Origin of the sequence: Acidovorax sp. Root275 (assembly GCF_001428965.1) — a bacterium.
GTDB classification, from domain to species: domain Bacteria; phylum Pseudomonadota; class Gammaproteobacteria; order Burkholderiales; family Burkholderiaceae_C; genus Acidovorax; species Acidovorax radicis.
Genome location: NZ_LMJH01000010.1, coordinates 782727 through 802181, shown reverse-complemented (window position 1 = coordinate 802181; position 19455 = coordinate 782727). Strand labels below are relative to the sequence as shown.

Annotated in this window: 20 protein-coding genes; 8 read left to right on the top strand and 12 right to left on the bottom strand. The window is 66.5% G+C overall.

Going from position 1 to position 19455, the window contains the following annotated elements; translation table 11 throughout:
- The first annotated feature begins 199 nt into the window (after positions 1-199).
- Positions 200-1852 carry a tannase/feruloyl esterase family alpha/beta hydrolase gene (locus ASE52_RS23020; RefSeq protein WP_057229503.1) on the top strand — a complete coding sequence of 551 codons (1653 nt, stop codon included), beginning with the start codon at positions 200-202 and terminating at the stop codon, positions 1850-1852.
- On the opposite strand, the gene ASE52_RS23015 is transcribed toward ASE52_RS23020, so the two are convergent.
- A complete protein-coding gene (locus ASE52_RS23015) occupies positions 1833-2735 on the bottom strand; it encodes a LysR family transcriptional regulator (protein ID WP_010462941.1) in 903 nt (300 codons plus the stop codon). The genes ASE52_RS23020 and ASE52_RS23015 overlap by 20 nt on opposite strands.
- 77 nt (positions 2736-2812) lie before the next feature.
- Between ASE52_RS23015 and msuE the strand changes: the two genes are divergently transcribed.
- The 3 genes from msuE (at position 2813) to ASE52_RS23000 (ending at position 5552) form a co-directional block, all read left to right on the top strand.
- Positions 2813-3406, top strand: coding sequence for an FMN reductase (msuE, locus tag ASE52_RS23010; protein WP_057229501.1), 594 nt, complete (start codon positions 2813-2815; stop codon positions 3404-3406).
- A 48-nt stretch (positions 3407-3454) separates the two neighbouring features.
- Positions 3455-4450, top strand: coding sequence for a DUF1852 domain-containing protein (locus ASE52_RS23005; RefSeq protein WP_057229499.1), 996 nt, complete (start codon positions 3455-3457; stop codon positions 4448-4450).
- 76 nt (positions 4451-4526) lie between these two features.
- A complete protein-coding gene (locus ASE52_RS23000; RefSeq protein ID WP_057229497.1) occupies positions 4527-5552 on the top strand; it encodes a methionine synthase in 1026 nt (341 codons plus the stop codon).
- Between the two features lie 140 nt (positions 5553-5692).
- Here ASE52_RS23000 and ASE52_RS22995 read toward each other — a convergent pair whose 3' ends face one another.
- The 4 genes from ASE52_RS22995 to ASE52_RS22980 form a co-directional block, all read right to left on the bottom strand.
- On the bottom strand, positions 5693-6859 hold the full coding sequence (locus ASE52_RS22995; RefSeq protein ID WP_057229495.1) for a mandelate racemase/muconate lactonizing enzyme family protein: 1167 nt from the start codon (positions 6857-6859) through the stop codon (positions 5693-5695).
- 47 nt (positions 6860-6906) lie between these two features.
- Positions 6907-7605 (bottom strand): SDR family oxidoreductase, encoded by a 699-nt coding sequence (locus ASE52_RS22990; RefSeq protein WP_057229493.1) that lies wholly within the window; start codon positions 7603-7605, stop codon positions 6907-6909.
- Positions 7595-8569 (bottom strand): tripartite tricarboxylate transporter substrate binding protein, encoded by a 975-nt coding sequence (locus ASE52_RS22985; RefSeq protein WP_057229491.1) that lies wholly within the window; start codon positions 8567-8569, stop codon positions 7595-7597. The genes ASE52_RS22990 and ASE52_RS22985 overlap by 11 nt, the downstream gene beginning before the upstream one ends.
- A gap of 76 nt (positions 8570-8645) precedes the next feature.
- Positions 8646-9593, bottom strand: coding sequence for a dihydrodipicolinate synthase family protein (locus ASE52_RS22980; protein ID WP_057229489.1), 948 nt, complete (start codon positions 9591-9593; stop codon positions 8646-8648).
- A 116-nt stretch (positions 9594-9709) separates the two neighbouring features.
- Here ASE52_RS22980 and ASE52_RS22975 point away from each other — a divergent pair, with 116 nt between their 5' ends.
- Entirely contained in the window at positions 9710-10660 is a 951-nt protein-coding gene (locus ASE52_RS22975) for a LysR family transcriptional regulator (RefSeq protein WP_057229487.1), read from the top strand.
- A 42-nt stretch (positions 10661-10702) separates the two neighbouring features.
- Here the strand turns inward: ASE52_RS22975 and ASE52_RS22970 are convergent, their stop codons facing one another.
- A complete protein-coding gene (locus ASE52_RS22970; RefSeq protein WP_057229486.1) occupies positions 10703-11092 on the bottom strand; it encodes a tautomerase family protein in 390 nt (129 codons plus the stop codon).
- Between the two features lie 102 nt (positions 11093-11194).
- Here ASE52_RS22970 and ASE52_RS22965 point away from each other — a divergent pair, with 102 nt between their 5' ends.
- The gene (locus ASE52_RS22965; protein ID WP_057229484.1) at positions 11195-12052 is read left to right on the top strand and encodes a LysR substrate-binding domain-containing protein; all 858 of its coding nucleotides are present in this window, start codon (positions 11195-11197) and stop codon (positions 12050-12052) included.
- 41 nt (positions 12053-12093) lie between these two features.
- On the opposite strand, the gene ASE52_RS22960 is transcribed toward ASE52_RS22965, so the two are convergent.
- Entirely contained in the window at positions 12094-12654 is a 561-nt protein-coding gene (locus tag ASE52_RS22960; protein WP_057229482.1) for a DUF922 domain-containing protein, read from the bottom strand.
- A gap of 65 nt (positions 12655-12719) precedes the next feature.
- Positions 12720-14354, bottom strand: a complete 1635-nt coding sequence (locus tag ASE52_RS22955) for a wax ester/triacylglycerol synthase family O-acyltransferase (RefSeq protein ID WP_057229480.1) — start codon at positions 14352-14354, stop codon at positions 12720-12722.
- Positions 14355-14603: 249 nt separating this feature from the next.
- Here ASE52_RS22955 and ASE52_RS22950 point away from each other — a divergent pair, with 249 nt between their 5' ends.
- A complete protein-coding gene (locus tag ASE52_RS22950) occupies positions 14604-14858 on the top strand; it encodes an acyl-CoA-binding protein (RefSeq protein WP_010462918.1) in 255 nt (84 codons plus the stop codon).
- Positions 14859-14937: 79 nt separating this feature from the next.
- Here ASE52_RS22950 and ASE52_RS22945 read toward each other — a convergent pair whose 3' ends face one another.
- Positions 14938-15870: a hydroxymethylglutaryl-CoA lyase gene (locus ASE52_RS22945; RefSeq protein WP_057229476.1), complete on the bottom strand. Its 933-nt coding sequence runs from the start codon at positions 15868-15870 to the stop codon at positions 14938-14940.
- Positions 15871-16082: 212 nt separating this feature from the next.
- On the opposite strand from ASE52_RS22945, the gene ASE52_RS22940 reads away from it, so the two are divergent.
- The gene (locus ASE52_RS22940) at positions 16083-17144 is read left to right on the top strand and encodes an ornithine cyclodeaminase (protein ID WP_057229474.1); all 1062 of its coding nucleotides are present in this window, start codon (positions 16083-16085) and stop codon (positions 17142-17144) included.
- Between the two features lie 11 nt (positions 17145-17155).
- On the opposite strand, the gene ASE52_RS22935 is transcribed toward ASE52_RS22940, so the two are convergent.
- From ASE52_RS22935 to ASE52_RS22925, 3 genes are read right to left on the bottom strand one after another with little or no spacing between them, the layout of a single operon-like run.
- Positions 17156-17860 (bottom strand): nitroreductase, encoded by a 705-nt coding sequence (locus ASE52_RS22935; protein ID WP_057229472.1) that lies wholly within the window; start codon positions 17858-17860, stop codon positions 17156-17158.
- A 17-nt stretch (positions 17861-17877) separates the two neighbouring features.
- Positions 17878-18285, bottom strand: a complete 408-nt coding sequence (locus tag ASE52_RS22930; RefSeq protein WP_057229470.1) for a polyhydroxyalkanoic acid system family protein — start codon at positions 18283-18285, stop codon at positions 17878-17880.
- A gap of 11 nt (positions 18286-18296) precedes the next feature.
- On the bottom strand, positions 18297-19451 hold the full coding sequence (locus ASE52_RS22925; RefSeq protein WP_057229468.1) for an aminopeptidase: 1155 nt from the start codon (positions 19449-19451) through the stop codon (positions 18297-18299).
- Between the last annotated feature and the right edge of the window lie 4 nt (positions 19452-19455).

Here is a 19455-nt window from a genome sequence, read left to right as displayed (position 1 = left end):
ACCGTGGCGCGGGTCGGCCGGCGGCAGCGCTCGGTAGTTTCCCGGCCCCTCTGCATTTGCAGAGGCTGCAAACGCAGCCTCTTTTTCTATCGTCCCCACCGGAGCCACAAGGGCTGTGGTGGCGGTACTGCAACGATGGCTGCAGCGGCTGCTGCTGCACCCCGGCTCCTTCAAAACCCCAACAACAGGAGACCGACGCATGACATTCAACCCACCGCGCGCCACCAATGCGCCCCCCCACCGCACCCGCGGCACCCAAGGCACTGCTGCACGCAACCGCCCCTGGGCCATCGGCGGCCTGGGCGCCATTGCCGCGCTGACGTTGGCGGCCTGCGGTGGCGGCGGCAGCGACGCCGCCCCCCCCCTGGCCGCCAAGCCACTGGCCGAAGCCTGCGCCGCCTACACCTCCGCCGCGCTGCCCCACGGCGCCAAGGTCACCCGCACCGAGCTGCGCAAGGCCGACGCCACGCTGCCCGACGCCTGCATCGTGCGCGGCGAGATCGTCTCGTCGGCCGAGTCCACCATCCGCTGGGCCGTCGAGCTGCCCACGCTCGCGCAGTGGAACGGCAAGACGCTGACCATCGGCGGCGGGGGCTTCGACGGGTTCATCCCCACGGACGACCCGTGGTACCAGCAGCTCGTGGGGCCGTCCGCCCACGCGTACGTGAAGATCAGCTCCGACTCGGGCCACCAGATTCGCGGCTTCGCCTGGGGCAAGAGCGATGTCGCGCTGCGCAACCATGCGTTCGACGCCAACCATTTCGTGCTCGAAGTCGGCACGGCGATCGCTACCGAGTTCTATGGCAAGCGCCCCGCGCGGCGCTACCACATGGGCCATTCCAACGGCGGGCGCTCCGGCCTCATCGCCACGCAGAAGTACCCCAAGGACTACGACGGCGTGGTCGCCATGGAGCCCGCCATCAGCCAGCAGGCGCACCAGGTCAACCTGGGCCCCACGGTGCTGCGGCACATCTTCAAGAGCCGCGACAACTGGCTCAGCCCCGCCAAGATCGCGCTCTACGCCAAAGCCGAAACCGCCGCCTGCGATGGGCTGGATGGCTTGAAGGACGGCATCATCGGCAACGTCGAGGCCTGCAGCTATGTGCCCACCGACCTGCTGTGCAAGGGCGCCGACAGCGACACCTGCCTCACCGCCGGGCAGATCGAATCGATCCGCCTCATCTACAGCGACCACCGGACGCCCGTGACCCTGTCGCGCGGCGCGGTGGGCTACCCGCGCTACGGCCGGGGCGGGGCGTCCACCTCGGACTGGCAGTCGTACATGTTCGGCACCAGCTTCGACGCGCCCGATTCGTTCAACCACATGGCCGTGACGGAAGCCGCACGGCTGGTAGAGGGCAACCCCAACGCCAGCGTTCTGAGCCACGACCCCACGCAGTACCAGACGCAGTACGCGCGGCTTGCCGAGATGATCGACGCGACCGACCCCGACATCTCCGCCTTTGCCGACAACGGCGGCAAGCTGCTGATCTGGTATGGCCTGGGCGACACCTGCGTGTCGGTGTACCGCACGGCGGACTATTTCGACTCGGTGAAGCAGCGTCTGGGCGCCAGCAAGGTGCAGGGCTTTGCGCGCATGGTCACCTCGCCTTCCAACGGGCATGACCTGGACGGCGCGGGCACCGAGCCGCGCTCCATCGACCTGCTGGCCGCCATGGACGCCTGGGTGGAAAAGAGCACGGCGCCCGACAAGCTGGTCGCCACGAAGTTCGCACCCGGCACCAGCACACCCGTGGCGCAGCGCCCGGTGTGCGAGTACCCGAAGTTCCCGCGCCACAACGGCACGGGTGACCCGTCCAAGGCCGAGAGCTTCACCTGCTCTGCGACGTAGGCACTGCGGTGCGGGCCAGTTCGATGAAGGCCCGCACGTAGTCAATGGCGGTGTCCGTCTCGCGTGCCCCGAGGAAGATCTGCTTGGCGATGCCGCGCACGCCCAGCCGGACAGGCACCACGTCCATCTTGGCCGCGTACTCTTGCACCAGCCAGCGCGGCAGGGCGGCCACCCCGCGGCCGCTGGCCACCATCTGCAGCATGATGTCGGTGGTTTCGATGGCTTTGTGGCGCTTGGGCGTGACACCGGCCGGCAACAGGAACTGGCTGTAGATGTCCAGGCGCTCGATGTCGACGGGGTAGCTGATGAGCACTTCCTGTGTCAGCTGCTGGGGCTTCACATAGGCCGCCGAAGCCAGGGCATGGCCCTTGGCCACGACGAGCACCTGCTCGTAGTCGAACACGGGTTCGAACTTCAGCCCTGGCTTGAACAACGGGTCGGGCGTGACCAGCAGGTCGATCTCGAAGCCGAAGAGCGCGCCGATCCCGCCGAACTGAAACTTCTGCTTGACGTCCACGTCCACGTCGGGCCATGCGGCCAGATAAGGGGACACCACCTTGAGCAGCCACTGGTAGCAAGGGTGGCATTCCATGCCGATGCGCAGCGCACCGCGTTCGCCCTGTGCAAACTGGCCCAGGCGCTCTTCGGCCAGGTCCAGCTGCGGCAGCACCCGGTTGGCCACTGCCAGCAGGTACTGGCCGGCCTGCGTGAGGCGCAGGCTTCGACCTTCGCGCAACCACACGTCGGTGCCCAGTTGCTGCTCCAGCTTCTTCATGCTGTGGCTCAGGGCCGACTGGGTCAGGTTCAGCACGCCTGCAGCGGCCGTCAACGACCCTTGTTTTTCGACCTGCTGGACGATGCTGAGGTGGATGCGCTCAAGCATTCAGATGATCCGTTTTCATGGATTTATGAAATAAGACCATTTTACTTCATGGTTCGCAGCCACTAGCATCCCCTCCCATGAACGCACCTACAGCACATCCCCTGCGCATCGTCGCAGTCTCCGGCGGGCTGCAGCGCCCCTCCAGGTCCGCTGCCCTGGCAGAGCACCTGCTGGACCTCATCGCCGACGAGCGTCCCTGCGAACAACGCCTGATCGACCTGGGCCAGCTGGCACCGATGTTCGCTGGCGCGGTCTGGCGCGATCAACTGCCCAACGCCGTAGAGCGGGAATTGGCGGCGGTCGAGCAGGCCGACATCCTGGTGGTGGCGACACCGGTGTACCGCGGGTCCTATGCGGGGTTGTTCAAGCACTTCTTCGACTTCGTTCACCAGGACGCCTTGATCGACACGCCGGTGCTGCTGGCCGCCACCGGTGGCAGCGAGCGCCATGCGCTGGTGATCGACCACCAGCTGCGGCCGCTGTTCAGCTTCTTCCAGGCGCGCACGCTACCGCTGGGCGTGTATGCGACCGACAAGGATTTTGTGGACTACCAGTTACAGAACCAGGCCCTGATCGACCGGGCCAGACTGGCCGTCCAGCGGGCCTTGCCGCTCATGCCGTTGGCGCGCCACGCCCAGTCCTCGCTGGCCGACGAAGTGGTCCTGGCCTGAAACAAGCACCGGCCCTTCCCCTCCATCCATTCAAGCCACTGGACCGCCATGAACGACGAACTCAGCTTCAGCCTCAAAAGCATATGTTTCGATGAAAACTATGAGCCATCGGACAGCACACGCATGACCACTAACTTTGCCAACCTGGCGCGGGGAGCCAGTCGGCAACAGAACCTGCGCAACACGCTGAAGATGATTGACAACCGCTTCAACGACCTGGCGCATTGGGACAACCCGACGGGGGACCGCTACTGCGTCGAGCTGGAGATCATCTCGGTCGAGATGAGCATGAATGCCAGTGCTGGCCATGCTGCTTTTCCGCTGATCGAGATACTGAAAACCTGCATCCTCGACAAGACAGCGAACCAACGCATCGATGGCATTGCAGGGAACAATTTTTCCTCCTACGTGCGCGACTACGACTTCAGCGTGGTGCTTCCTGAGTACAACGCCCATCGTGCGGAATTCAGCACCCCCCCTGATTTTGGCGACCTGCATGGAAAGCTGTTCCAGCAGTTCGCCAACTCGAGCATCTACAAGGAGCGCTTCGGCAAACCGCCCGTCATCTGCATCAGCGCTTCGACCAGCAAGACCTATCGACGCACCGGCAACCAGCACCCGGTACTGGGCATCGAGTACCAACAGAGTGAGCTGTCCTCAACCGACCAATACTTCGCAAAAATGGGGATGCAGGTCCGATTCTTCATGCCTGCGAATGGCGTTGCGCCGCTGGCGTTCTACTTTCACGGAGATCTGCTGGGCGACTACACGAGCCTGGAGTTGATCGGCACCATCAGCACGATGGAAACCTTTCAGAAGATCTACCGCCCCGAGATCTACAACGCCAATTCAGCGGCAGGAAAACTCTACCAACCGAGCCTGAAGAACCAGGATTATTCGTTGACGCAGATCGTGTACGACCGGGCAGAGCGCAGCCAGTTGGCGGTCAAGCAGGGCAAGTTTGCGCAGGAGCACTTCATCAGGCCGTACAAGAAGGTCCTGGACCAATGGGCTGCTGCTGCTCCTGCTGCCCACGCCCACTGAATACTCGGCTTCCATCACCGGGCCAGTGTCCCGGAATATGCTCACCCACCCCTCTTTGCTTCAAAGGAATTGTCAGATGTTTGAAACCTCCATCGCAGGCAGCCTGCCCAAACCCGCCTGGCTGGCTGAAACCAACAAGCTCTGGCCCCAGTGGATGGCCGAGGGCGATGCGCTGCGCCAGGCCAAGGCCGACGCCACCCTGCTGTGGATCAAGGCCCAGGAAGACGCGGGCCTGGACATCGTGGGCGACGGCGAGCAATCGCGCCAGCACTTCGTGCACGGCTTCCTCGAGCAGGTCGAAGGCATCGACTTCGAGCACAAGGTGAAGATGGGCATCCGCGACAACCGCTACGACGCGATGGTGCCTCAGGTGGTCTCGGCCCTGCGCCTGAAGGGTCGCGTGCATGCCTTCGAGGCACAGCTGGCGCGCGCGCACACCAGCAAAAAACTGAAGTTCACCCTGCCCGGCCCGATGACCATCGTCGACACCGTGGCCGACCGCTTCTACGGTGACAAGGTCAAGATGGCCTTCGCGTTTGCGGAGCTGCTCAACCAGGAAGCGCTGGCGCTGCAGGCCGATGGCGTGGACATCATCCAGTTCGACGAACCCGCCTTCAACGTCTACATGAAGGACGCCGCCGATTGGGGTGTGCAGGCGCTGGAGCGCGCAGCGCAGGGCCTGACCTGCACGACGGCGGTGCACATCTGCTACGGCTACGGCATCAAGGCCAACACCGACTGGAAGAGCACTCTGGGCGACGAATGGCGCCAGTACGAGGCAGTGTTCCCCGCGCTGGCCAAGAGCAGCATCGACCAGGTGAGCCTGGAATGTATCCATTCCCATGTGCCGCCCGACCTGATGAAGCTGCTGGCCGGCAAGGACGTGATGGTTGGCGTGATCGATGTGGCGAGCGATGTGGTCGAAACCCCCGAGGAGGTGGCGGACACCATCGCCCGGGCACTGGAGTTCGTGCCCAAGGAGCGGCTGTTCCCTTGCACAAATTGTGGTCTGGCGCCCATGGGGCGGGACGTCGCCTGGCGCAAGCTGAAAGCGCTGGCAGAGGGCACAAAGCTGGCCAAGGAACGGCTCGCCGTGGCGTAATCCCAACCGGGTTATCTTGGTGTCGCGCCAGCTGGGTGACTCCGTCAGACATCGGAAACTGAAGTGGCCGCCAACGCGGTTACTTCAAATTTCATAGCTGCCAGCGCTTGCTCAACAAGCGCTGGATACCACTTTCACTGTCAAGACGCCAGCGCCCGCATCTCCGCGATCAGGTCCGACTTGCCCTCGAAGCCGATGCCCGGCAGTGGCGGCAGCGTGACGTAGCCGTTCTCGACCTTCACGCCGTCAGGGAACCCGCCGTAGGGCTGGAACAGGTCGGGGTAGCTCTCGTTGCCGCCCAGGCCCAGGCCCGCGGCAATCGCCAGTGACATCTGGTGGCCGCCGTGGGGGATGCAGCGGCTGGGGGACCAGCCGTGTTCCTTGAGCATGTCGAGCGTGCGCAGGTACTCCACCAGGCCGTAGCTCAGTGCGCAGTCGAACTGCAGCCAGTCGCGGTCCTTGTGCATGCCGCCGTGGCGGATCAGGTTGCGCGCGTCCTGCATCGAGAACAGGTTCTCGCCCGTGGCCATGGGGCCCTTGTAGGCCTCGCCCAGCTTGGCCTGCAGCTCGTAGTCCAGCGGGTCGCCGGCTTCCTCGTACCAGAACAGCGGGTACTGCGACAGGGCCTTGCCGTAGTCGATGGCGGTGGCCAGGTCGAACCGGCCGTTGGCGTCCACCGCCAGCTGCTGGCCCGGGCCCAGGATCTTGAGCACCGACTCGATGCGCTCGCAGTCCTCGGCCAGCGTGGCGCCGCCGATCTTCATCTTGACCACCGAGTAGCCGCGCGCCAGGTAGCTTTCCATTTCACGCTGCAGCGCTTCGAGCCCCTTGCCGGGGTAGTAGTAGCCACCGGCCGCGTAGACGAACACGCGCGGGTTGGGCGCGCCGTTGCCGTAGCGTTCGGCCAGCAGCTGGAACAGCGGCTTGCCCGCAATCTTTGCCGTGGCGTCCCACACGGCCATGTCGATGGTGCCCACGGCCACCGAGCGCTCGCCGTGGCCGCCGGGCTTCTCGTTGATCATCATCTGCGCCCAGACCTTGTGTGGGTCGATGTTCTCGCCGGTGGCGTCCAGCAGGCTGGCGGGCTCGGCCTCGAGCACACGCGGGATGAAGCGGTCGCGCATCAGCGCGCCCTGGCCGTAGCGGCCGTTGGAGTTGAAGCCATAGCCGATCACCGGCTTGCCGTCGCGGATCACGTCGGTGACCACGGCCACCAGGCTGAGCGTCATCTTCGAGAAGTCGATGTAGGCGTTGCGGATGTCCGACTTGATGGGACGGGTCGATTCGAGGATGTTGACGATCTTCATGGTGGTCTGGTGGTGGATGAAACAAAAAATGAACGGAGACGAAAAGATCAGCGGGCGAGCGACGAGCCTCCGCAGATCGCGATGTCCTGCCCCGTGATGGCGGCGGCAGGGTCGGAAAGAAGAAAGCCCACTAGCGCGGCGATCTCAGCCGGTTCGATCAGACGGCCGATGGGCGGCAGGCGCGGCGCGCTGCCCTGGCGCGCGGGGTCGCTCAGCATGCCGGTGGCCGTGGCCGCGGGCGAGACCACATTCACCGTCACGCCCTGCGCGGCCACTTCGGCCGCCCAGCTGCGCGCCAGCGCGATCAGCGCGGCCTTGGTCGCGGCGTACTGCCCGCGCCCGGCCATGCCCTGCGCCACACGGCTGCCGATGAACACCACACGCCCCCGGCCGCGCTGGGCCATGCCGGGCACGATGGCGTCGGCCAGGCGCGTGGCGGCGTCCACATGCAGACGCCACATCAGCTCGCCACCCGCGTGGTCGAGCTGGCCCAGCGGCCCCACGCGCAGCACGCCGGCCGCATGGACCAGCGCGTCCACCGCGGGCAGGGCAGCGGCCACGCGGGCGATGTCGGCGCCTTCGGCCAGGTTGACGGGCATGTGGGTGAACCATGGATCGACGATCGACGGCTGCGCAACGTCCAGACCGCTCACACGCCAGCCGTCTGCCAGCAGCGATTCGGCGATGCTGCGGCCTATGCCGCTGCTGGCGCCAGTGACGACGGCGTGGCGGGCATTACTCGACACGGATGTTCCCTTCGGTCACGATTTTTTGCGACCGCTCCATGTCGCTGCGCTGGAACTTGGCGAAGTCCTCCACGCTGCCCGGCGTGGTCAGCAAACCCTGCTCGCGCAGCTTGGGTGTCATCTCGGCCAGGGCCTTGTTCACCTCGGTGTTCAGCCGCTGGGTGATGTCGGCCGGCAGCTTGGCCGGGCCCCACAGGCCATACCAGCTGTAGAACTCGTAGCCCGGAATCGTCTCGCCCACCGTGGGCACGTCGGGCAGGCTGGCCGCCCGCTGGGCGGAGGTGACGGCCACCACGCGCAGCATGCCGCTCTTGTGGTACTGCAGCGAGCCGAGGATGGGGTCGATGAAGCCGTCGATCTGCCCGCCGATCAGGTCCTGGAACGCAGGCGCCGTGCCCTTGTACGGCACGATCAGGTAGTCGAGCTGGCCGGCGCGCTTCAAGAGTTCGGTCGACAGGTGCCCGGCCGATCCGATGGAGCCCACGGCAAAGGTCATCTTGCCGGGGTTGGCCTTGGCATAGGCCATCAGCGACTTGATGTCGGTGACCGGCAGGTTCTTGTGGATGGCCACCGACAGCGGCGCCTTGGCCACCAGCGCCACGGGCGTGAAGTCCTTGACCACGCCGTAGGGCACGGACTTCATGGTCATGGGCGCGGTGGTGAAGGTGGACGCGTTGAACAGCAGCGTGTAGCCGTCGGCCGGGGCCTTGGCCACCACGTCGCCGCCGATCACGCCGTTGCCGCCGGGCTTGTTCTCCACGATGAAGTTCTGGCCCATCTGCTCGCCCAGCTTTTGCGCCAGCTGGCGGCCCACGGTGTCTAGCGTGCCGCCCGGTGGGAAGGGGATGACCACCCGCACCGGCTTGGTGGGGTAGGCCTGCGCAAAGCTGCTGGCTGCCATGGCAAGCGTGGCGGCGCCCAGGGCTGTGCGCAGGGTGATGCTGAGAAATTGATTGCGTCGCATGGTGTCTTGTCTCCGGTCTTTTTGTTCGAGAACTACCAACGCGGGGGACTCAAAATCCCCCGCCCACATCCATCACTCAGCGCTTGAGCAAACCCGCCTGCTTCACTGCAGCGCGAAGGGCTTCGACTTCCTTCGCGTTGGGCGCCTCGGTGGGCGGGCGCACGGTGGCGTCGTCCAGCACGCCCGCCAGGTACATGCCGCCCTTCATGCGGGCATGGGCCTCGCCGGTGGGCTCGCCGCCGCCGTACACCGCGTCTTTCAGCGGCGTGATGACGGCCTGCACCGCCATGGCCTTCTTCAAATCACCGGCCTTCACGGCGTTCCACAAATCGATGATGAGCTGCGGGATGAAGGTGGCAAAGCCCACCAGCGCGCCGTCCACGCCCTGCACCATCGAGGCCAGTAGGTACTCGTCGTGGCAGGTCAGGATGGCCTTGGAGGCATCGGCCTCGCGGATCGCCTGGATGTCGCGGGCGTACTTGTTCATGTCGCGCTGGCCCACCTTGAAGGCCTGCAGATAGGGCAGCCGGGCCAGGTCGGCCAGCAACTGCGACGAGTACGAGGCGCGCGTCCAGGCGGGGTACACATGGCAGACCAGGTCGGCGCTGGGTGCGGCCTGGTGGATGGCCTCGAAGTACTGCAGCGCATGGCCGGGCGTGAAGCCAAAGCGCAGCCAGTGGTGCGGGGGCATCACGTCCAGCGCCACGGCGCCGGCCTCGACGGCGGCGCGGGCGTGCTCGGCCGCATCGGCCAGGCCTTCGCAGACGATGGAGGAGATTACGGGCACAGGCCGCTCCAGCCCCTTGAGCTCGTCGGCCACGATGCGGGTGACCTCGGCGCGCTCGGCCGGCGTCAGCGAAAACACCTCGCCCGTGTGCCCGTTGGTCATGATGGCGACCACGCCCTCGTGGCCCGCCAGCCAGGACGCGAGCTTGCGCAGCGCGGGCTCGTCGATGCGGTGGTCGGGGGTGAAGGGGCACGAGATGGCGGGGATGATCCCGCGATAATTCGAGATGGCAGGCATGCTTTTTTGTCTCCGTAGGGGAAAGCGGGTGAACGACGGGGTGGATCATTTCCCACCCCGTGCCCGCGGTCCAATACTTCAATCGCATACAACTATCGCAAGGCAGGAACGCGCCCATGGGCCCTGGCAACCGACCGCTGGATCTGGAGTGGCTGGAGGACTTTCTGGCCCTGGCCGAGACCGGCAATTTCTCGCGCGCGGCCGAGGCGCGCTCGATTGCCCAGCCCGCGTTCAGCCGCCACATCCGGGCGCTGGAGGACTGGGTGGGGGTCGAGCTGTTCGACCGCAGCGCGCACCCCGCGGCGCTCACGCCGGCCGGTCAGCGGTTCCTGCCGCTGCTCGAAACTATTCTGGCCAACCTGGAGGCCGCGCGCATCAAGGCCCGCGCCGCGCACGACGTGGCCGCGGCCAGCCTGCGCTTTGCGGCCACGCACGTGCTGTCGCTCACCTTCTTTCCGCGCTGGCTGGTGGGCGTCGAAACCCGGCTACAGATGGGCCCCATCCAGACCATGTCCGACAGCTCGCATGCCTGCGAGGACCTGATGCTGCAGCGCCGCGTGCAGTTCGTGCTGTGCCACGGCCACCCGGACGTGCCGGGCCGGCTGGACGAGGCACAGTACCCCGTGCTGCGCCTGTCGGGCGATGTGCTGCTGCCGGTGAGCGCGCCCGCCCCGGCATCGCCCGGCCAGCCGCTGCACGCTATCGTGCAGCAGGACGCGGTGCCCGTGCTGGCCTACAGCGAGGCTTCGGGCCTGGGCCGCATCATGCGGTCGCGCATGCGCCACCTGTTCAGCGAAGGGCCGGACGCCGCCATGCCGCAGGGCGTGTCGGTGGTCTTCACCGCGCACCATGCGGTGCTGCTCAAGACCATGGCGCTCGAAGGCCGTGGCGTGGCCTGGCTGCCCGAGAGCCTGATTGTCGATGAACTCAAGGCCGGCACGTTGGTCGCCGCAGGCGGCAGCGATTGGAGCCTGCCGGTGCAGATCCGCCTGTACCGCCAGCGCGCCGAAATGTCGCCCATGGCCGAGGCGGTGTGGGAGCTGTCCGCGTCGCTGGCGGCGGCCTGAAGCCTCTGCCGCCCACCTGCGCTGCGGGTGCCGGGTGCTGCGCTACGCAGGCTGCGCGTACTGTGCCAGGCCGTGGCCGAACGACCAGTTCTCCTTGGCCACTTCCACGATGTTCACGAACACGTCTTCGGGCCGGAGGCCCGGGCTTTCGCCCAGCAACTGTGCGATGCGCGCGAACAGCGCCTTCTTCTGCTCCAGCCCGCGCGTGTTGTTGGCGGTGATCTGGATGAACACCACATCGTCGCTGCGCGCCACGCCCAGGTAGGTGGGGCTGTAGCGGAAGTTCGCGGCGTCGTGCTCGGTGAGGGTCATGAACTGGTCGTCCTCGGGCACGTTGAAGGTCTCGCGCATCGCGCGGTACAGCGTGTCGAAGATGGCCTGGCGGTAGGCCGCGGGCTTGCCGGCGCGCATGGCAATGTGGATGAGGGGCATCGCAGGGTCCTTGGTAGACAACAACAAAAAAAGGAAGAAGCTGGCGAAATGCTATCCATATGAATATGCTATGGATATCTATTTCAGAAATTTCGAAATCAAATGGTTGAGCGATCCCTGGACCTCGATGCCGTCGAGGCCTTTGTCCGCATTGCCGAGCTGGGCAGCTTCACCCGCGCGGCCGAGGCCATGGGCACGGCGCAGGCTGCGGTCAGCCTCAAGCTGCAGCGGCTGGAGGCGCGCCTGGGCTGCAGGCTCATCGAGCGCACGCCGCGGCACGTGCAGCTGTCGGCCCGGGGCGCGGCGTTTCTCGAACATGCCCGCGAGCTTCTGGCCGCACACGACCGCGCACTGGCCTCTTTCGTCCAGGCCCGCCAGCGCCTGACCATCGGCATCAGCGACCACGTGGCCGGGCCCGAGTTGCCCGCGCTGATCGCCCGCATGAATGCGCAAGACCCGCAGCTGTTGATCGAGATCCGCATCGGGTCGTCGGGCGACCTGCTGCAGGCCTTCGACCGGCGTGAGCTCGATGCCGTGCTGGCCCGCATGCATGTGGGCCGCAGCGACGGCGAGCTGCTGGCCGAGGAACCGTTTGGCTGGTTTGCGGCCCCCGGCTGGCAGCACCGCGCGGGCGAGCCCCTGCCGCTGGCCACGCTGGCCGAGCCCTGCGGTGTGCGGGCGATGGCGGGGCGGTCGCTCGACGCGGCTGGCATCGCGTGGGCCGAGGTGTTTGTGGGTGGGGGGATCGCCGCGGTGACTGCAGCGGTGATGGCCGGGCTGGGCGTGGCGGCGCTTGCGCCGCGCATGCTGCCGCTAGGGGCGGTGGAGGTCGGCACGCGCCTGGGCTTGCCCGAGCTGCCGCGCCTGCCGGTGCTGCTGCACACACGCATCACGGACGGCCGCCCGCGCGATGCGCTGGGAGCGCTGTCGGCGGCTTTCCGCAGTGCGGTACGGGGATAACGCACAAGCCTGCTTGCTTAGTTCGTTCGTTCTTGGCTGGCTCACTCCAGCTTGGCGCCTTGCGATGCGCCGTGCCGCGTGTCGCGGTCGTACTGTTTCTCGCGCTCTGCATGTTCGCGCAGCAGACGGTGGCCAAGCTCATTGGCCTGGCGCTCCAGCGCCGCGCAATCGGATGCGGCAGGAAGTTGTGCAATGCCTTGGTCGACGGCACGGGCGGCGTCGCGGCCGAACTGCACGTGGCCTTGCTCGTGGCGTGACAGGGCTGGCACGTATCGGTCAAACACCGCCTGCTGGGAGGGGGTGGCGCGCCGCAACTCAGGCAACTGCACTTCGGTGCGCAAACGTGTAGTGACCTCCGTGATGCGGCACTGGCCTGATGCTTCGCTTTGCCAGCGGAAGGTCCAGCGGACATTCCACCTGGTGTGGCCGTGAAAGCGCTGCCCGTTCGTGGTGATGGGGGTGGCTGCGTTGAGTGCCTGCCGCAGCGTTTCGGAGGGATGTGCATTCACGGCATACGGGCGCTCTGCATGCTCCTCGATCACGGCCGCCTGCGCGCAGGCCCCCGCCGTCCATAGCGCGAGCGGCAGGGCGGTGTTTTTCACCAGAGATCGCCGCGCAGGGGCGACCAGGCCGCGAAGTGCCGCAGGGTTCTCAGCTGATCGCCACCTCATTCGCCCCACGGCAGCATCAGCGTGAGCAGCGACAGCTGGTCGAACTCGGGCGCAAAGGCATCGATGATCCGCTGCGGCTCGGGGCACAGGGTGGTGTCGGTGATCACGCCAAATTGCACGCCGCCGCCATAGCTCAGGATGGAGACCCCGAGGCCGATGTCGCCCGACTGCGGCACCCAGAACATGCACTGCGTGACGCGCGAGCCGCACAGCGTGAGCTGCTCCTTGGGGCCGGGCACGTTGGTCATCACCGCCGTGGCCTTGCGGCCAAACAGGTTGAGCAATGCGTCCTGGGCGGGTTTGATCATCAGGCCCGCCACGGCCAGCATGGCAAACGCCAGGATGGGCTGGGTGCTGCCCTTGAGCGCGTTCATGCGCTTGCGCACCTCGTACACGCGCTCCACCGGGTTGGCCATGCCGATGGGAAGCACCAGGGGCACCAGGCCGAAGCGGTTGCCCAGCTTCCAGGCTTCTTCCATGGGGCGCAGGTTGACGGGGATCATGGCGCGGATTTCCTGGCCTGTGGGATCGTCGCCCTGGCTGCGCAGGTAGCCGCCGATGGCCCCTGCCACGCAGGACAGCAGCACATCGTTGATCGAGCAGTTGAGCGCCTTGCCGATGGCCTTGACCTCTTCCAGCGGAATGGGCGGGCACCACGCCACGCGCTTGGCGCTGCCCGGCTGGCCCTTCAGGCGCGTGGGCGAGTCGTCGGGCATCAGCGCGAGAGCTGCGGCATCGCTGACCAGTTGGTAGGCCACGCGCGCCATGTCCATGGTGCCGGCCAGCCCGTGGTGCATGGCTTTTTCTGGGTCGCCCAGCATCTGCAGCGACTTGGCCGCGCTGTCGCCTGCCAGGTCCAGCGCCTTCACCGTGAGGCCAGTAAAGGGCTTGATGAGTGCGTCGGCGATCCAGTCCTCGGCCGTGGCAGCCTCTTTGTCCGCGCGCGGCTTGCGTTTGGGTGGCTCGGAGCCGCCATCGACCAGCGACATGGTCACCGAGATCAGCGCGATGCCATCCGCAATGCAGTGGTGGATGCGAACGATGAGCGCACTGCCCGGCTGACCGTCGTCGCCCACGAAGTCTTCGATCAGGTGCATCTGCCACAGGGGGCGGCGCGCATCCAGCGGCTGCATGGCGAGTTCGCCCACACGGTCCTGCAGCGCGCGCTGCATGCTGTGGCCTTTCTGGTGGGGCAGCTTCTCCCGCAGCACGTGGGCAGCGATGTCGAAGTTGCGGTCTTCCACCCAAGTGGCGCCCGCCGCGTCTTCCACCACACGCTGGCGAAAACGCGGGTACTGCAGCAGGCGCTGCTGCACGCGTTCGCACAGCGCGTCCCAGCCGATGCCGGGCGAGAGGGTCCACACCCCGTTGATCATCATGAGATTGCTGTGCGAGTCCATGCGCAGCCAGGCGGTATCGACCTTGCTCATGCGCTCGCCCGACAGGCCCAGCATGCCGGTGGCGGCGCGGCGTACGTTCTTCTGCACCACGGTGGCGGCCTTGCGGGCGGCCGGGGGCAGGGCCTGGGCGGCTCTGCGGGCCACATCGGGGGCCTGGGCGCGCACCTTGCGCAAGGTGGGGGCTACGCCTTCGAGGGCGGTGGCGCTGGGGGCTGGAATGCGGGTCACCATCAGATGTACACCTGTTGTGTTTGTAAGGACTGGCGCAAACAAGGATGAATCGCCCGTTTCCTGGCAAGGAACCAGCACGTGGCTTCATCCCGGTTGGCACAAGCCGTGTTTTTTGGGGGCTTGCCTCTATGGATCGCACCGCTTGGCGCGGCGCGCAGCCCGTAAGATACAACGCAGCAACCTCTTGCCAACACCGTTCTTTCCCTCCCCCTTCCTCATCTTTCGATTTCCATCCAAGGAGTAACCGACATGGCCGACCTGAACGCCACCTTCGAAGCCGCTGTGGCCAATTCCAAGAACCTCAGCGAGCGCCCCGACAACGCCACGCTGCTCAAGATCTACGCGCTGTACAAGCAGGCCACGACTGGCGATAACACCGAGAAGAAACCCAGCTTCTCCGACATGGTGGGCCGTGCCAAGTGGGATGCCTGGAACAACCTCAAGGGCACCGAGGCCGATGCAGCCAAGCAGCAGTACATCGACCTGATCACCTCGCTGAGCTGACACCCACGCGTCTGGCCGCCTGGCCAGAAAGACAAAAAGGCGACCGAGGTCGCCTTTTTTGCATTCCAGGACAACAGCTTCAACGGCGCATTGCGCCGGGCGCCCACCCTTTGGGCAGCCCCGCCTCTGGCGTCATGCCATAGATCGGCTCGCCAGGCAGCCCCACCTGCAGCGGCGCACGTGCGGCCATAAGGCGCTCCAGGTCGACGCCTGTGGCAATGCCCATGGCCTCGAACATGAACACCAGGTCTTCTGTCACCACGTTGCCCGAAGCGCCCGGCGCGTAGGGGCAGCCGCCCAGGCCGCCCAGCGACGCATCGAACGTGCGCACCCCCACGTCGTAGGCCGCCAGACAGTTGGCCAGCCCCAGGCCCCGCGTGTTGTGCATGTGGGCCGCCCCAGCCCGGGTGCCCAGCTCGGCGCGCAGGCGCGTGAACAGGCGGCGCACCTGCGCCGGGTTGGCCATGCCGGTGGTGTCGGACAGCCCCACCTCGTCGGCGCCCGCCTCGGCGCACAGGCCCGCGAGCCAGATCACATCGTCCTCGGGCACTTCGCCCTGCAGCGTGCAGCCAAAGGCCGTGGACAACCCCACCTCCACCAGCATGGCGGGAGCCTGTGTATCGCGCAGGTGGACCACGGCGCGCACTTCCTCGACCATGGCCTCGCGCGTCTTGCGCACATTGGCCAGCGAATGCGCGGCGCTGGCCGACACCGGCAGCGTGACCTTGTGCACACCCGCCGCCAAGGCTGCCTCGGCGCCGCGCAGGTTGGGCGCCAGCGCCATCACGGTGACGCCCGGGTGGGCCAGCGCATGGCGCACCACCTCGGCCACATCGGCCATCTGGGGCAGCAGGCGCGCCGGGACAAACGAGCCGACTTCGATCTCGCGCAGGCCGGCCGCCACCAGCGCATCAATCCAGCGCAGCTTGTCGGCAGTGGGCATGGTGGCCTTCACGGACTGCAGGCCGTCGCGTGGACCGACTTCGCTGATGAGGATGTCCGAAGGCGTCATGGTGCGGAATGTTGTCGGAAGGGCATAGATTGCGCCCGGTAGGGGGAGGATAGCGCGCCCACGCCACCAGGGCGTGGGCGCCGGCTATTGTGCAAAGTGGCAAATTCCCCTGCCATACCGGCAAACCAGCCTGCAATATGCGGCAGTTTGGGCGATTCCCATTGCTGCGACGCTCCAGGACACTGCTTCTATCCCACCCGGAGACAAGCACCATGCCTTCCAAAAAACACTTTTCCACCCTTTACCTCAGTGCGCCCGATGTCATCGCATTGGTGCAACGCAAGGGCGTCGAGGCCTGCCTGCGCGGCATGGCCGACTACCTGCATGCCGACTACCTGCGCTGGAACGCCTTCGACAAATCGGCGCGTGTGGCCAGCCATTCGCGCGACGGCGTGATCGAGCTGATGCCCATTGCCGACGACCAGACCTATGCGTTCAAGTACGTCAACGGCCACCCCAAGAACACGCGCTGGGGCTTGTCCACGGTGATGGCGTTTGGCGTGCTGGCCGATGTGGCCACGGGTGCGCCGCTGCTGTTGAGTGAGCTCACCCTCACCACCGCCCTGCGCACCGCCGCCATGTCGGCCGTGGCCGCCCGCGCTCTGGCCCGCCCCGGCGCTCGCACCATGGCGCTGATCGGCAACGGCGCCCAAAGCGAGTTCCAGGCGCTGGCCTTCCACCACCTGCTGGGCATCGTCACCCTGAGGCTGTTCGACACCGACCCGGCCGCCACCGCCAAGCTGCAGGCCAACCTGCAAGGCATGGGCCTGCGCACCATGGTCTGCACCAGCACGGCCGAGGCCGTGCGCGGCGCCGACATCGTGACCACGGTGACGGCGGACAAGACCAATGCCACCATCCTCACGCCCGACATGCTGGCACCGGGCATGCACATCAACGCAGTGGGGGGCGATTGCCCTGGCAAGACGGAGCTGCATGCCGATGTGCTGCGCCAGGCGCAGGTGTTTGTCGAATACGCGCCGCAGACGCGCATCGAAGGCGACATCCAGCAACTGCCGGCCGACTTTGCCGTGACCGAATTGTGGGAGGTACTCGCGGGCCAGCGTGCCGGCCGGGCCAGCGATGCGGCTGTGACGGTATTCGATTCCGTGGGCTTTGCGCTGGAGGACTTTTCTGCGCTGCGGTTCCTGCGCGACGCGGCCACCGAGTTGGGCATGGGCCAGCCCATCGAACTGATTCCCGAACTGTCAGACCCCAAGGACCTGTTCGGGGTGGTGCGCACGCGCAGCCCCTTGTTGCGCGCTGCCGCCTGATATCCGCTCGGTCAGTCCCGCCACACGACGCTGCCCGCCGGATCGGCACGCGTGGTGCGGAAATGGTTGGCCGGATGTTCCGGGTCCGCCATGCCGAACGAGATGCCGCAGACGATGGTGCGGTCCTCGCCAATGCCCAGCACGTCGCGCAGCACGTCGGGGTAGGAGGCGAGTGCGGCCTGCGCGATGGAGCCCACGCCCAGGCTGTGCGCGGCCAGCATGAAGTTGCTCACATACGCGCCGCAGTCCACCGCACCATAGACGCCCAGCGCCTCGTCGCTGGTGACAATGGCCACATGTGGTGCGCCGAACATCGTGAAGTTCTGGGCCGCCTGACGGGCCGAGGCCTCGCGGTCGCCCTTGGCAATGCCCAGCGCTTCGTACAGGCCCCAGCCGCATTCGCGCCGCCGCTCCTGGTACACCCCCCGGTATTCGCGGGGCCAGGGCAGGTCGGGCGCAGGGGCTACTGTGGCCATGTGCGACTGCAGTGCGCTGCGCAGGCGCTCCAGCGTGGCGCCACTGGCAATGGTGAGCTGCCAGGGCTGCGCATTGCACCACGAGGCCGTGCGCTGCGCGGTGGCCAGGATGCGCTCGATGGTCGCGCGTGACAGGGGTTCTGGCAGAAAGGCGCGGCAGCTGTAGCGGGTGTGGAGCAGTGTGGCGAGGGTGTCGAACGCCGGGCTGTGGGCGGCAGTGCCCGTGGCGGTGGATGTCATGATCAGGGCCCCGGCGGCTACGCCTTCCTGGCCTTGGGTGCGGGTTTCGCCGCTGCTTTGGTGGCCGGCTTGTCTGCACCCGCCTCTGCCGCGTGTTTCTTCTTGTCGGTGGCGGGTTTCTTGGCGCCGGGGTGGGGCGCATTGAGCAGGGCGTCGAGCTGTTCGCCAATTTCGGCCTCGATGCGGTCCTTGAACGCGCCGAACAGAAAACCGAGCTGTGCCTTCATCTCGAACTGGTGGGCATCCACCAGCAGCGTGCCCTTGACGCCCGAGCGGGTGAAGGTCAGCAGGTCCTCCTTCTCGCCTTCTTCGTAGGTGCATTCCATGTCGAATTTTTCTTCGGCCTTTTCGGCCCAGGAGAAGGCGACCTTGCGGGCTTCCTTGAAGCCCAGGTGGTGGTCGCGGTGGATGTGGATGTCGGGCATGGGTCGTCTCCTTAGGGCGTTGTCTGGGAAGGCCGCAGTGCGCGCAAGGCCTCGTGGCGTTGTGGCTGGGGCTGCTGCGCCAGTTGTCGTACGGCATCATAAAACCGGGGCCAGTCGCGGCCTTCGCGCTCAAACAGGGCTTCGAATCCGGGCACCAGCTCGTCGTAGGCGGCCTGGGCTGCAAAGCTGGCGTTGTTGGCCTTGGCCACCCAGCGGTCGTAGCCCGTCACTTGGGCCGTGGTGGCCTGGGGGGCGGGGCCGCCCGGGGTGCCCAGCCAGCGTGCGCGCAGGGCTGCGTAGTCGGTGCGAAAAGCCTCCATTGCTTCAATTTTCATAGCTGCTAGCGCATTACCACCAAGCGCTGGGGCCTCTTTTTGTTCATAAATGGCTGCCAGCCGGGCGCGTGTGGCGCGCGTCAGCGCGCGGAAGGCGCTGCGCCGCGCCTCGCTGGTGGCAAACGCCTCGCGCGCCTGCGGGGTGGACTGGGTTGCGAGCCACTGCGCAATGCCGATGCGCTCCACGGCCGTGGCGAACGACTCGTTGAACAAGGTGTCGTTCTTGGCATAGACCACCTGGTGCGCCAGCTCGTGGAACAACAGGCGCACAAAGTCGCCCTCGGGCCAGGCGATGAAGGTGGAGAGCAGCGGATCGCCCCCCGCCCAGTTCATGTAGCCCAGCGTGGAGTACGCGGGCACGCCATACACCTCCACCTCCAGGCCTTGCGCGGCCAGTTCAGCCGCCTCGGCCTGCGCGGCGCCCTCGGTGAAGTAGCCCCGGTAGCCAATGCAACCCGTGACCGGGAAGCACCAGGTGTGCAGCGTGAGGGAGTACGGCGGCGCGGCCACCACGTTCCACACGGCGGCGGGGCGTTTGAGGTCCGCATAGCGGCGGTAGCTGGCGTTGTCGGGCAGGCCCAGCTCGGCCACGGCAAAGGTGCGGGCACGCTGCGCCAGCTGCAGCCGCTCGCGCAGGGCAGGTGGGATGTCGGTGCGGGCGATCCAGCGGTCGATCGGCTCGGCCGCCTGCATGATCTGCATGTGCCCCTGCACCGACTGCCAGTAGTAGCCCAGCATGCTGGTGGGGCCGGTGGTACTGGCGCAGCCCGCCAGGGCAAGGCTGATCATCAGGGGGGGCAAGGCTCGCAGGCGGGGGAGAAACTGGCGCATGCGG

Coding starts and splice junctions, on each gene's coding strand:
- ASE52_RS23020 (WP_057229503.1), top strand. CDS start 200: ATGACATTCAACCCACCGCGCGCCACCAATGCGCCCCCCCACCGCACC.
- ASE52_RS23015 (WP_010462941.1), bottom strand. CDS start 2,735: ATGCTTGAGCGCATCCACCTCAGCATCGTCCAGCAGGTCGAAAAACAA.
- msuE (WP_057229501.1), top strand. CDS start 2,813: ATGAACGCACCTACAGCACATCCCCTGCGCATCGTCGCAGTCTCCGGC.
- ASE52_RS23005 (WP_057229499.1), top strand. CDS start 3,455: ATGAACGACGAACTCAGCTTCAGCCTCAAAAGCATATGTTTCGATGAA.
- ASE52_RS23000 (WP_057229497.1), top strand. CDS start 4,527: ATGTTTGAAACCTCCATCGCAGGCAGCCTGCCCAAACCCGCCTGGCTG.
- ASE52_RS22995 (WP_057229495.1), bottom strand. CDS start 6,859: ATGAAGATCGTCAACATCCTCGAATCGACCCGTCCCATCAAGTCGGAC.
- ASE52_RS22985 (WP_057229491.1), bottom strand. CDS start 8,569: ATGCGACGCAATCAATTTCTCAGCATCACCCTGCGCACAGCCCTGGGC.
- ASE52_RS22980 (WP_057229489.1), bottom strand. CDS start 9,593: ATGCCTGCCATCTCGAATTATCGCGGGATCATCCCCGCCATCTCGTGC.
- ASE52_RS22975 (WP_057229487.1), top strand. CDS start 9,710: ATGGGCCCTGGCAACCGACCGCTGGATCTGGAGTGGCTGGAGGACTTT.
- ASE52_RS22970 (WP_057229486.1), bottom strand. CDS start 11,092: ATGCCCCTCATCCACATTGCCATGCGCGCCGGCAAGCCCGCGGCCTAC.
- ASE52_RS22965 (WP_057229484.1), top strand. CDS start 11,195: ATGGTTGAGCGATCCCTGGACCTCGATGCCGTCGAGGCCTTTGTCCGC.
- ASE52_RS22955 (WP_057229480.1), bottom strand. CDS start 14,354: ATGGTGACCCGCATTCCAGCCCCCAGCGCCACCGCCCTCGAAGGCGTA.
- ASE52_RS22950 (WP_010462918.1), top strand. CDS start 14,604: ATGGCCGACCTGAACGCCACCTTCGAAGCCGCTGTGGCCAATTCCAAG.
- ASE52_RS22945 (WP_057229476.1), bottom strand. CDS start 15,870: ATGACGCCTTCGGACATCCTCATCAGCGAAGTCGGTCCACGCGACGGC.
- ASE52_RS22940 (WP_057229474.1), top strand. CDS start 16,083: ATGCCTTCCAAAAAACACTTTTCCACCCTTTACCTCAGTGCGCCCGAT.
- ASE52_RS22935 (WP_057229472.1), bottom strand. CDS start 17,860: ATGACATCCACCGCCACGGGCACTGCCGCCCACAGCCCGGCGTTCGAC.
- ASE52_RS22930 (WP_057229470.1), bottom strand. CDS start 18,285: ATGCCCGACATCCACATCCACCGCGACCACCACCTGGGCTTCAAGGAA.
- ASE52_RS22925 (WP_057229468.1), bottom strand. CDS start 19,451: ATGCGCCAGTTTCTCCCCCGCCTGCGAGCCTTGCCCCCCCTGATGATC.